12 protein-coding genes and 1 riboswitch are annotated in these 11,717 nt (G+C 65.2%); of the genes, 7 read left to right on the top strand and 5 right to left on the bottom strand.

What is annotated here, in order from left to right; translation table 11 throughout:
* Window positions 1-90: 90 nt before the first annotated feature.
* Genes AC0L3X_RS45270 through AC0L3X_RS45280 form a run of 3 tightly spaced genes read right to left on the bottom strand, consistent with a single transcriptional unit; the run spans window position 91 to window position 2,768 of the window.
* Window positions 91-1,479, bottom strand: coding sequence for an ATP-binding protein (locus AC0L3X_RS45270; protein WP_063985574.1), 1,389 nt, complete (start codon window positions 1,477-1,479; stop codon window positions 91-93).
* A gap of 18 nt (window positions 1,480-1,497) precedes the next feature.
* The gene (locus AC0L3X_RS45275; RefSeq protein ID WP_028169830.1) at window positions 1,498-2,229 is read right to left on the bottom strand and encodes a response regulator; all 732 of its coding nucleotides are present in this window, start codon (window positions 2,227-2,229) and stop codon (window positions 1,498-1,500) included.
* A complete protein-coding gene (locus tag AC0L3X_RS45280) occupies window positions 2,226-2,768 on the bottom strand; it encodes a MarR family winged helix-turn-helix transcriptional regulator (protein WP_063985573.1) in 543 nt (180 codons plus the stop codon). Before AC0L3X_RS45280 ends, AC0L3X_RS45275 begins: the two co-directional genes overlap by 4 nt.
* A gap of 336 nt (window positions 2,769-3,104) precedes the next feature.
* Between AC0L3X_RS45280 and AC0L3X_RS45285 the strand changes: the two genes are divergently transcribed.
* From AC0L3X_RS45285 to AC0L3X_RS45305, 5 genes are all read left to right on the top strand, one after another.
* Complete coding sequence (locus AC0L3X_RS45285; protein WP_063985572.1) at window positions 3,105-4,187, top strand: branched-chain amino acid aminotransferase; 1,083 nt, start codon at window positions 3,105-3,107, stop codon at window positions 4,185-4,187.
* A 138-nt stretch (window positions 4,188-4,325) separates the two neighbouring features.
* Window positions 4,326-4,850 carry a YegJ family protein gene (locus AC0L3X_RS45290; protein ID WP_063986699.1) on the top strand — a complete coding sequence of 175 codons (525 nt, stop codon included), beginning with the start codon at window positions 4,326-4,328 and terminating at the stop codon, window positions 4,848-4,850.
* Between the two features lie 84 nt (window positions 4,851-4,934).
* Window positions 4,935-6,455 carry a histidine--tRNA ligase gene (hisS, locus tag AC0L3X_RS45295; RefSeq protein WP_063985571.1) on the top strand — a complete coding sequence of 507 codons (1,521 nt, stop codon included), beginning with the start codon at window positions 4,935-4,937 and terminating at the stop codon, window positions 6,453-6,455.
* 55 nt (window positions 6,456-6,510) lie between these two features.
* Window positions 6,511-6,759 carry a tautomerase family protein gene (locus tag AC0L3X_RS45300; protein ID WP_071909549.1) on the top strand — a complete coding sequence of 83 codons (249 nt, stop codon included), beginning with the start codon at window positions 6,511-6,513 and terminating at the stop codon, window positions 6,757-6,759.
* A gap of 206 nt (window positions 6,760-6,965) precedes the next feature.
* Window positions 6,966-7,358: a thioesterase family protein gene (locus AC0L3X_RS45305; RefSeq protein ID WP_063985570.1), complete on the top strand. Its 393-nt coding sequence runs from the start codon at window positions 6,966-6,968 to the stop codon at window positions 7,356-7,358.
* Window positions 7,359-7,508: 150 nt separating this feature from the next.
* Here the strand turns inward: AC0L3X_RS45305 and proC are convergent, their stop codons facing one another.
* Both proC and AC0L3X_RS45315 read right to left on the bottom strand, forming a co-directional pair.
* Window positions 7,509-8,345, bottom strand: a complete 837-nt coding sequence (gene proC / locus AC0L3X_RS45310) for a pyrroline-5-carboxylate reductase (RefSeq protein WP_231143637.1) — start codon at window positions 8,343-8,345, stop codon at window positions 7,509-7,511.
* 191 nt (window positions 8,346-8,536) lie between these two features.
* Window positions 8,537-9,037 carry a type III secretion system chaperone family protein gene (locus AC0L3X_RS45315; RefSeq protein WP_028151553.1) on the bottom strand — a complete coding sequence of 167 codons (501 nt, stop codon included), beginning with the start codon at window positions 9,035-9,037 and terminating at the stop codon, window positions 8,537-8,539.
* A gap of 387 nt (window positions 9,038-9,424) precedes the next feature.
* Window positions 9,425-9,600, top strand: a riboswitch (FMN riboswitch).
* A 74-nt stretch (window positions 9,601-9,674) separates the two neighbouring features.
* Between AC0L3X_RS45315 and AC0L3X_RS45320 the strand changes: the two genes are divergently transcribed.
* Entirely contained in the window at window positions 9,675-10,232 is a 558-nt protein-coding gene (locus tag AC0L3X_RS45320; RefSeq protein ID WP_063985568.1) for a 6,7-dimethyl-8-ribityllumazine synthase, read from the top strand.
* Window positions 10,233-10,332: 100 nt separating this feature from the next.
* Window positions 10,333-11,535 carry an MHYT domain-containing protein gene (locus tag AC0L3X_RS45325; RefSeq protein ID WP_063986698.1) on the top strand — a complete coding sequence of 401 codons (1,203 nt, stop codon included), beginning with the start codon at window positions 10,333-10,335 and terminating at the stop codon, window positions 11,533-11,535.
* Window positions 11,536-11,717: the final 182 nt, after the last annotated feature.

The following is an 11,717-nucleotide window of genomic DNA, read 5'->3' on the forward strand; positions in this document are numbered from 1 at the left end:
ATTGCCAGGACCAAGGCCTTCTCTCCTGACGTCTTCAGCCTCAAAAGCCGATAACGCAACAGGCCCACAAGGGGAGAAGGAAGAGCAAAGCTACACCGGTATCCTGACGCTCGCCCTTAATCCCCCCATCGGGCTGTCGCCGAGGGTGATGTCGCCGCCATGCGAGCGCGCGATGTCGCGGGCGATGGCTAGCCCCAAGCCCGTGCCGCCTTCGTCCTGGTTGCGGGCGTTGTCGAGACGGAGGAACGGCTTGAACACCTCTTCGCGCAAGTGCGCGGGAATGCCGGGGCCGTCGTCCTCGACCGTGACGGTCAAATAACGGTGATCGCGCTGGCCGCTGATGGCGATGCTCTTGCCGTAGCGCGCCGCGTTGGTGACGAGGTTGGCGAGGCAGCGCTTGAACGAGGCCGGCTTCACGGTCACCACGGGCAGGCCGTGGAACGCGACGGTCGCGGTGTGGCCGTGGCGCTCGGCGTCGCTGCGCAGTTCCTCGAGCGCCTGCGCCATGTCGGTCGGCTGCGATTGCTCGCCGGAATCGCCGCGGGCAAATGCAAGGTAGTCCTCCAGCATCATCGACATCTCGTCGACGTCCTTGCGCATGCCTTCGAGCTCTGGGTTGTCGCCAATCAGCGCCAGCTCGAGCTTGAACCGGGTCAGGATGGTGCGCAGATCGTGGCTGACGCCGGCTAGCATCGCGGTGCGCTGCTCCATCGTGCGCTCGATGCGTGACTTCATCTCGAGGAAGGCGACCGCCGCGCGCCGTACCTCGCGCGCGCCGCGCGGCCTGAAGTTCGGCGCCTCGCGGCCCTTGCCGAAACTTTCGGCGGCGTCCGCCAGCCGCAGGATCGGTTTGATCTGGTTGCGTAGGAACAGCACCGCGACGATCAGGAGGATCGAGGACGTGCCGACCATCCAGAACAGGAAGATCTCCGAGTTCGAGGCATAGGCGGCGCTACGCTGCGCGAACACGCGCATCACGGCATCGTCGAGCTGGATGCGGATCTCGACGAGGTTGGAGCGGCCGACGGTGTCGATCCAGAACGAGCGTCCGATCTGGCGGCCGAGTTGCACCGACAGCGTCTGGTCGAGCAGCGAGAAGAACGGCTTTGGCCCCGGCGGCGGCATGTCACCGGCAGGCAGGAAGTCCACCACGAGGCCGAGGCGCTGCTGGGCGATGCGGCGGATCTCGTTGCGGTCCTTGTCCTGCGGATAGCCCTTGTAGACGTCGATCAGCGCGGCGATGTCCTGCACGACGGCAGCCGACAGGCGGCGCGTCACCGTGTTCCAGTGCCGCTCCATGAACACGAAGGCGACGACCGATTGCAGGATCACCATCGGTACGATCATGATGAGGAGCGCGCGCGCATAGAGGCCGGTCGGCATCCAGCCCTTGAACGCGTTGCCCATCCAGCCATTGGCGGCAGAGACGCGGCCGGCGGCGCTCTTCAACAGCGTCAGGCCGGTATCGATCGTGCTCATCGGTCGCGCTTCACTGCTTTATGGCGAGGCCACCAGGCGGTAGCCGATGCCGCGCACCGCCTGGAGGAACAGCGGATTGGCGGGGTCGGTCTCGATCTTGCGCCTGAGGCGGTTGATCTGCACGTCGACGGCGCGCTCGTTGACGCTGCCATTGCCGGTGAGCGCGCTGCGCGGCACGGTCTCGCCCGGGGTCTCCGAGAGAATCCGCAGCATCTCGCGCTCGCGGTCGGTGAGGTGAATGACTTCCTCGCCCTGGCGCAGCTCGCCGCGATCGAGATGGTAGACGTAAGGGCCGAACGCGATCTTCTCCACCGCGGCGGTTTGCGGCGGCGGTGCGGCGCGCTTGAGGATGTTGTTGATGCGCAGCGCAAGCTCGCGCGGCTCGAACGGTTTTGCCACGTAATCGTCGGCCCCGATCTGCAGGCCCTCGATGCGGGCTTCGGCCTCGTGCCGCGCCGTCAGCATCACGATCGGCACCGAGGATGAGGTCCGGATGAAGCGGGCGAGATCGAAGCCGGTCTCGCCGGGCATCATGACGTCGAGGATCAGGAGATCGAAATGCAGGCCCATGAGCTTCGAGCGTGCATCGCCGGCGCTTGCGGCGGTGGTGACGCGATAACCTTCGCTGGCGAGGAAGCGCGACAACAGATCGCGGATGCGGCGGTCGTCGTCGACCAGCAGCAGATGCGGCGCATCGTCGGCCGGTTCTACCGGCGGGCGGGCGAGCGTGGCAGCGAACGGCACGTTCACTCCTTTCCGTCCTGATTGACGTTGGCGAAGATCGTCTCCAGCACCTTGTCCGGATCGTCGCGGTCGATCATCGCGCGCAGGAAACGCTTGACGGTATCGGCATCCTGCGGCGCCAGCTCGGCGAGCGCCTTGGTGATCCGCGTGGTCTGGAGCCCGGCGAGCTTCTGCACCAGCGCCTCGCCCTTCGGCGTCGCGTAGAGCAGGCGCTGGCGGCGGTCATTGTCGCCGGTCTTCTGCACGATATAGCCCTCGTCCAGGAGCTGCTTGAGCACGCGGCCGAGCGACTGCTTGGTGATGCGCAGGACATCGAGCAGGTCGGCGACCTTGAGGCCGGGATAACGATAGACGAAATGCATGACCCGGTGGTGGGCCCGGCCGAAGCCGAAAGCCTCCAGCTCCTGGTCGGGATCGCCGACGAAATCACGATAGGCGAAGAACAGCAGTTCGATGATATCCCAGCGCAAATTGCCTCCATCGCCTGCGGCCGGCCGCGGCTCGGCTGCGTCTTGAGAGGGAGTTGCGAAATTTATGTCAGGCATATTGACGTATCTTGGGTTCAATGTTACAAAACGATCAGCCCGCACGAAATTTTAGATCGCTTCGCGTCGGGTGGCAGTTCTAGGAGCGGCCGGAGAGAGCCGGACAGGCGGCGACGGCCGAAGCAGATCTACCGTGCGATTGTCGAGCGGCATTTCGGCAAAACATACTGGACTTCCGCCTTCCGCAAAAGCATGTCCTCGGCGACATGCTGGCCACGGAAACCGGCCGTAACAAGGCTGGCGGCGGTCCAGCCACAACCTAATCAAGCCAGCCGGGCCCAAACAGGGCAGGCGGGCGCCAGAACAGCGCCGCTACCGGCAGCGGGAGGCAAGGACATGAGTATGAAATTCGACATCCAGCCCGCATCCAATCCGACATCCGAGAAGGACCGCGTCGCCAAGCTGGTGGATCCCGGCTTCGGTCGGGTTTTCACCGATCACATGGCGATCGTCCGCTACAACCAGGCCAAGGGCGGCTGGTACGAAGCACGCATCGAGGCGCGCGCCAACTTCCAGCTCGATCCGGCCGGCGCGGTCCTGCACTACGCGCAGGAAATCTTCGAAGGCCTCAAGGCCTACAAGCGTGACGACGGCGGCGTGAACCTGTTCCGCCCCGACGCCAATGCGCGGCGCTTCAAGGACTCCGCCGACCGCATGGCGATGGCGCAGCTGCCCGAGGACGTCTTCATCGAGGCGGTCGAGCAGGTCGTGCGCATCGATCGCGCCTGGATGCCGGGCGGCGAGGGCAGCCTTTATCTGCGCCCCTTCATGATCGCGAGCGAGACCTTCCTCGGCGTCAAGCCGTCGTCCGAATACATCTTCGCGGTGATCGCTTCGCCGGTTGGCTCCTATTTCAAGGGCGGACCTGCGCCGGTCTCGATCTGGGTCTCGGAGAACTACACCCGTGCCGCGATCGGCGGCACCGGCGCCGTCAAGTGCGGCGGCAATTATGCCGCGAGCCTGCGTGCGCAGGCCGAAGCGATCCAGCACGGTTGCGATCAGGTCGTCTTCCTCGACGCGGTCGAGCGCCGCTACATCGAGGAGCTCGGCGGCATGAACGTCTTCTTCGTGTTCGAGGACGGCTCGCTCTCGACGCCGCCGCTCGGCACGATCCTGCCCGGCATCACCCGCGACTCCATCATCGCGCTCGCGAAGGATGCCGGCAAGACGGTGCGCGAGGAGCCGTACTCGCTCGACCAGTGGCGCAAGGATGCGGCGAGCGGCAAGCTGAAGGAAGCGTTCGCCTGCGGCACCGCTGCCGTGATCTCGCCGATCGGCAAGGTGCGCTCGGTGAGCGGCGATTTCGAGATCAGCGGCGGCGCCGCCGGCCCCGTCGCCACAGGCCTGCGCAAGCAGCTCATCGACATCCAGTACGGCCGCACCAACGATCCGCACAACTGGATCCGCAAGGTGTTTTGATCGACGGCGATTACGTTTCCCCTCTCGCACAAGGGAGAGGGGAAACGCGCAACGTTTGTGGCTTATTGCGCACTGAACGTGCTGCTGCCGACACGCGACAAAGCCAGGAGACATCGAAGCATCCTGGACATCGCGAACATGGCAACAAAACTCTCCCAGCCCATGAAATGGGTCGTTCTCGCCGCAATCACCGGCGTCAGCGTTCTCGGCATCCTGACCATCGGGCCCATGCCGGAGGTCGTCGCACAAGACCGCTCGCCGATCGTCGACGTGCGCACCACCGATCCCGAGATGAACACCGCGATCGCGCGCGCTCGCGGCACGCTTCCCACCTTCTGGGCGTCCTATGACGCGCCAAAGCCGTCGGAGACCGGGCACGCCTTGAAGGTGCGCTTTTCGACCCGCAGGGGCGGAGAGCATATCTGGATCGGCGACGTGAAGAAGCTGCCGAACGGTACCTATTCGGGCCTCTTCGCCAACGAGCCGCGCGATCTGCCGGGCAAGCGGGCCGGCGACGCGGTCAAGTTCAGCGAAGCCGACATTTCAGACTGGATGTTCATGCGCAACGGCAAGATCGTCGGCGGCGAAACCATCAAGCCGACGCTGAAGTCGCTGCCAAAGGCGGACGCCGATGCCCTGAGGGCGCGGATGGAGCAGCCGTAGATTCTCTTCCCCTCTCCCCGCAAGCGGGGCGAGGTAAAGCGAACTTCGGTTGCCGCACCGCGCGTCGGCTGGTAAACGCCGCGCATGGCCGAGAAACCCAAAAAACCCCAGAAACTGAAGGCGCGCCTGCCGCGCGGGCTCGAGGATCGCGACCCCACCGCGATCCGGGCGACGCGCGAGATGGTCGAGAAGATCCGCGCCGTCTACGAGCTCTACGGGTTCGAGCCCGTGGAAACGCCGGCGATGGAATACACCGATGCGCTCGGCAAGTTCCTGCCCGACCAGGACCGTCCGAACGAGGGCGTGTTCTCGTTCCAGGACGATGACGAGCAGTGGATCAGCTTGCGCTACGATTTGACCGCGCCACTCGCCCGCTATGTCGGCGAGCGATACGGCACCGACGGTCTGGTCCTGCCCTACCGCAGCTACCGCGTCGGCTACGTGTTCCGCAACGAGAAGCCCGGCCCCGGCCGCTTCCGCCAGTTCATGCAGTTCGATGCCGACACGGTCGGCTCGGCGACGCCGGCGGCGGATGCCGAGATCTGCATGATGGCCGCGGACACGATGGAGGCGCTCGGTATTGCGCGCGGCTCCTATGTCGTGAAGGTCAACAACCGCAAAGTGCTCGACGGCGTTCTGGAAGCCATCGGGCTCGGCGGTGACGAGAATGCCGCGCGCAGACTGACTGTGCTGCGCGCGATCGACAAGCTCGACAAGTTTTCCGCCGACGAAGTGCGCAAGCTGCTCGGTCCCGGACGATGGGATGGCGGCGAAGAAGGCAAGGGCGACTTCACGAAAGGCGCCAATTTGAGCGAAGCTGAGGCCGACGTCGTTCTCGCCATCACCAAACCGCGCGACGATTGGAAAGAGGCCGTCGCCGCGGCGGAAACTTACCTCGCCAAGAGCGAGATTGGTCAGGCCGGCGTGAGCGAGCTGGAAGAGATTGCCAAGCTGGTGACAGCGTCGGGTTATGGCGCGGACCGCATCAAAATCGATCCCTCCGTCGTGCGCGGCCTCGAATATTACACCGGCCCCGTCTATGAGGTTGAACTGCTGCTCGAGACCAAGGACGAGAAGGGCCGGCCCGTGCGGTTCGGCTCCGTCGGCGGCGGCGGACGTTACGACGGACTCGTTTCGCGCTTCCGCGGTGAGCCAGTGCCGGCGACCGGGTTCTCGATCGGCGTGTCCAGGCTCCAGGCCGCGCTGACGCTGCTCGGCAAGCTCGACACGCGGCCCGAATTCGGCCCCGTCGTCGTCACCGTGTTCGATCGCGACCGCGTCGCGGACTATCAGAAAATGGTGGCGTCCTTGCGCGCTGCCGGCATCCGCGCCGAGCTCTATCTCGGCAATCCCAAGAACATGGGCAACCAGCTCAAATATGCCGACCGCCGCAACTCACCTTGCGTGATCATCCAGGGCTCGGATGAAAAGGCGCGCGGCGAGCTGCAGATCAAGGATCTGATCGAAGGCGCCAAGGCCGCTGCCGCCATCGCCTCCAACCAGGAGTGGCGCGAGAGCCGTCCGGCGCAGTTCTCGTGCAGCGAAGCCGACCTCGTCGCCAAGGTGCGCGAAGTCCTGGGCCGCCATGACGTAAAGTGGGGATAGCCATTCCGGAAGGCCGTCACGCCCGGGCTTGTCCCAGGCATCCACGTCTTGTTTGATGGCGACCGTCAATGGCCGGTGTTCGGCCGCAAGGGAGAGAACGATGCCTGAGATTACCGTCAGCATGGCCGAAGGCCGCACCGACGAGCAGAAGGCCGGCATGATGCGCGACATCACCCAGGCCCTGGTGAAGAATCTCGGCGTCGATGCCGATGCCGTCGTCATCCAGATCAACGAAGCCCCGCTCCGTCACAAGATGAAGGGCGGCAAGACCTTTGTGGAGCGCGCGGCGGCTGCGAAGAAATAGCCAGCGCTATATCGGCAGTCTCTACTGTCGTCCCCGCCGAGTGCGCAATTGCGCACGAAAGCGGGGACCCATAACCACAGGCAGTGGTTATTTGGCGAGCTGGTAACTCGGAGTCTTCGCCAAACTACTCCCTGTGGTTATGGGTCCCGGACCAGCGCTCCGCTTCGCTGCGCTTGTCCGGGACGACAGCGGAGTTTGAGGCCCCCATGGACGCACGCGACTTCATCAAGGTCGGCATGAGCGCCGAGCGCACGCTGGTGGTGCCGGCTGAGCGCACGGTCGGGCATTTCGTGCCCGGCATGCCCATGGTCTATGCGACGCCGATGATGATCCTGGAGATGGAGATGACGTCGGGCGATGCGATCCGCGCCGCGCTTCAGCCGGGCTGGGTCACTGTCGGCACCGAGGTCGACATCCGCCATCTCGCAGCCGCTCTCGTCGGCGCGACGGTGCGGACCACCGCGAAGGTGGTCGCGGTCGAGCGCCGCGTCATCCGCTTCGAGGTCGAGGCGTTCGAGGGCACGCGCAGGCTCGGCGAGGGCCGCCATGCGCGCGGGCTTGTGAATGTCGAGATGTTCAACAAGCGGCTGGGGGCGTAGCGGCGAGCGCGAATGTCGTAGGGTGGGCAAAGGCGCGAAGCGCCGTGCCCACCATCTTTCGGGATCGCGAACGAAGTTGGTGGGCACGCTTCCGCCTTCGCTCGTCGAGCTTCGGCGGACAAGCCGCTTTGCCCACCCTACGACACCTCGCTATTTCGCCAGCTCCTTCGACCGCTTCGTCGCGGCCGCGATCGCGCTGATCATCAGATCGCGCAGGCCCGGCTCGCCCATCAGCACGCCGAGTGCTGCGGCGGTGGTGCCGCCGGGCGAGGTGACGTTCTGGCGCAGCGTGCTGGAGGGAAGCTCCGACTGATGCAGAAGTTCACCAGAGCCGGCGACGGTTTCGCGTGCAAGCTTCGTCGCCAGCGCTTCGGGCAGTCCGGCCTCGACGCCGGCGCGCGCGAGCTCTTCGGCGAGCAGGAACACATAGGCCGGGCCTGAGCCGGACACCGCGGTGACCGCATCCATCAGGCCTTCATCCTCGACCCATTCGACCGAGCCGGTGGCACGCAGCAGCGCATCGGCTACCGCGCGCTGCGTGGTGCTGACGTTCTTCGCCGCGACGGCGACCGTGATGCCGCGACCGATCGCGGCCGGCGTGTTCGGCATCGCGCGCACCACGGCACCGCCGCAGACCTCTTCGAGCGATGCGATCGTGGTTCCCGCCATGATCGAGACCACCGATGTTTTCTCCGAGACGAACTGCTTCAGCTTGGCGCCGGCCTCGCGGAACATCTGCGGCTTCACCGCGACGACCAGTGTCTCGACTGTGCCGGCGGCCTTGACATCGGGATTGAGCGCAACGCCGTTGGCGGCAAGAGCGGTGATCTCAGATGAAATGTGCGGATCGATCACCGCGACGCGGCGCGGGTCGAGCCCGCCCGCAAGCCATCCGGTCAGCATCGCGCCGCCCATCTTGCCGGCGCCGGCGAGGAGGATGGTGCCGGTGATGTTCTTGAGAGTGCTGCTGTCTGCCACTGTGGTCACCACAAACAAAGGTGTCGTCCCGGCGAAGGCCGGGACCCATAACCACAGGCGGTTCTAGTGGATGGAGGGCGGAGCAACAAGCATCGCGCGATACGGAGAACTCGCGCGGTAAGGGTCCGGATCTGCGCCCCGCTTGTCCGGCACGATGCTGAGGAGGGGGCGCGCGCCCCTCACCATCTTGGAGAGAGGCCTTACGCCTCTCCGACCGTGTCGAACATCGCCGCGTCCATCGCCTGCGCGGTGGTCTTACCGGCCCACACCACGAACTGGAACGCGGGAAAGTAGCGCTCGCAGGCATGGATGGCCCCGGCGAGCATGGCCTCGCATTGCGCGGTCGAGGCGGTGAGCCCGCCCGGCAGCACCAGGGCCTGGCGGTGCATGATCATGCCGGTGTTGGTCCACAGGTCGAAATGGCCGACCCACAATTGCTCGTTGACCGCAGCGACGAGACGTTGCACTTCGCCCCGCCGCGCAACCGGAATCTTCATGTCGAAGGCGCAAGCCAGATGCAGCGCCTCGATCTCACCCATCCAGGTGAAGGAGATCTGATAGTCGGTCCATTGTCCCTTGGAGACAATCGTGAGCTCGTCTTCGCCGGAGCGTTCGAACGGCCAGTTGTTGCTGGCAGCGATGTCCTCGACCACCGCGAGCGGGTGATTTCTGGAATCGATAGTGCCTTCGAGCAGGGACATTCCGTCTCGACCTCTTGCCTTTTTGTTGTCTTTGATACGCACGCGGTCGGCCCGGCGCGCTCCCTCAACGTCGCTGTCGCGATCCCCTCGGATCAGCGCGAGCCTGTCGCGGATCAAGTGATGTGATTTGCGGAATCTGCGCAACTGGCTGCCGAGTCCGTCCACAAGCCAGGACTCGTTCGTCCACAGCTCATCTCCGCCACAATTCTTAACGAATGAGAACAAATCGGAATCGGATTCGCCGATGGCGCGCCAATCGTTAATTCCGCCGGGCGAGGGCACACCCGTCATGGCGGCATGGGACCATGCGGTTTTTCATGCGGAACGCGCTTGCTGCGGCCGCCGGGCGGCGTCATATTTCCGGTCAGGCCGTTCATCCCGGGCGGCCGATGTTCTCAGGGCGGGGTGAAAGTCCCCACCGGCGGTAAGGGTCGCAAGGCCCAAGCCCGCGAGCGCCTTCCCCCAGGAATCTTCCTGAAAAGGAATTTTGCCGAAGGGAAGGGTCAGCAGATTCGGTGCAACTCCGAAGCCGACGGTTAAAGTCCGGATGAAAGAGAACGGTCGGTGGCAGACGCATCGCAAGGTGCGGCTGCTTGTCGTTCCGTGTGCCCTGATTCTGGTCCTTTGAAGGAAAGCCATGAATCAGATGTTGCAAGACCCCCAAACCGAAACTTCCGAAGTCACCCAACCGCCGGTTCCGCAGGATCCGGCACCCGAGCATCCGCGCTTCGCGAAACCGCAGCGGGTGGCCTTCGTGCAGGCCTGCTGGCATCACGACGTGGTCGAGGAGGCCCGCATCGCCTTCGTGAAGGAGGCGGCCGCGCGTCACCTCAATCATGTCGACGTGTTCGAGGTGCCGGGCTCGTTCGAGATCCCGCTGCATGCGCAGATCCTCGCCAAGACGCGGCGCTACACCGCGATCGTCGCGGCGGGCCTCGTTGTCGATGGCGGCATCTACCGACACGAGTTCGTCGCCGACACCGTCATCAAGGCGCTGATGGACGTGCAGCTGCGCACCGAGGTGCCGGTGTTCTCAGCGGTGCTGACGCCGCAGCAATTCCACGAGACCGAGGTGCATTACGATTTCTTCCGCAGGCATTTTGCGATCAAGGGCGTCGAGGTCGCCGCAGCCTGCGCCGAGACGTTGCTCGGCCTGGAGCGCCTGCGCGGCCAGGTCGCGGCGGGCATTGTGTAGCCGTCCGCTCACACGCCGCTGATTGTCAATCCCGTCGCCGTCCCTATAAAGTCGGCGGCGGGAGGAGGCCGTGCCGTGGAGACGGACGGCCGACAAGATCATGTTCGAAGGACACGATCCCTATCTCGTCGCGCTCTCTGTGGCGGTCGCGAGTCTGGGTGGCTATACCGGCTTTGCGCTTGCTGCTCGCATCCGCAACACGCCCGGCGTCAGCAACCGCGTTCTGCTCGCGGGTGCGGCCGCGTTTCTGGCCGTCGGCATCTGGACCATGCATTTCGTCGGCATGCTGGCTGCGCCGCTGCCGCCGGACACGGTCTATCTCGTTCTTCCCACCATCATCTCGTTCCTGATCTGCGCGCTGGTGGTCGGCATCTCCTTGTTCTTTGTCTCGATCGGCGAGCCATCCCTGAAGCGAGTGGCCTCGTCGGCCGTTTTGCTCGGCGTCGGCATCGCCAGCATGCATTATGTCGGCATCCACGGCCTCGCCGGTCATTTCATTATCGTCCACGACCGGACCATGGTGCTGCTCTCGGTCGTGGTCGCAATCGTCACGGCCTATGGCGGCCTGCGCGCCTTCCTGGCGCAGCAGGAGGGCGTCCGGCTGATCGTCAGCTCGATTGTTTTTGGCGTCGCCGTCTCCGGCATGCATTACACGGCGATGCTGGGTATGCATTTCGAGCCGCTGACCGGTGCGGCGCATCACCACGCCGGCGGCGGTCTTGCCGCGTCGCAACAAATCTTGTCGATCATCGTTGCGGTGCTGTGCTTCGTCATCGCAGCCGGCTTCCTGCTGTCGCTGGTTCCCGACCAGCGGCGTCAGACTTCGACCTCTGTTGCCGCCGAACCGGTTGCTTCGCCGGTCGCGGTGGCCGCCATCGAACTGATCGCTGCGCCGGCTGCAGCTCCGCGCCCGGTGGCACCCCTCGGCGGTCTCGGCCAGCCGCCCCGCGCGCCGGTTCCCCGATTGCCGGTCGAGAGCGCCGACGGCACGCACTTCATCGAGACAGCCAATGTCCGCAGCGTCCGGGCCGATGCGCACTACACCCGTGTTCACGACGGCACCCGCGAGCGAATGTGCCCCTGGTCGATCTCGGAGGCCGAGGCGCAGCTCGATCCCTCGCTGTTCCTCCGGGTGCACCGCAGCCATATCGTTGCCATCCCCCATGTCGCATTGGTCCGCAAAGAGGGGGATGGCGCCGTGCTCGAGCTCGACGGTCCGTCGCCGCATCGGGTCCCGGTCAGCCGTGCCAAGATAGCCGAGGTGAAGGCAAGGTTGGGGCTAGCGAACCGGCGGCACGCGTAGAGTCGGGCCGCACGGGAGGCGCGTTCTTTCTTACCCCCCTGGTGGGGGAGGGTCGCTTCGCATGGAGCGGAGCGTAATGCGGAGCGGGGTGGCGTGACGGTCCCTCCGCGATGAATACTGCCCGAGTGGAGAGATGGGCCCCCCCCCCCCCCCCCCCCGCGGCCGGCCCCCCCCCCCCCCCC

The sequence above is a fragment of the Bradyrhizobium sp. MI1.7 genome, from assembly GCF_055811795.1.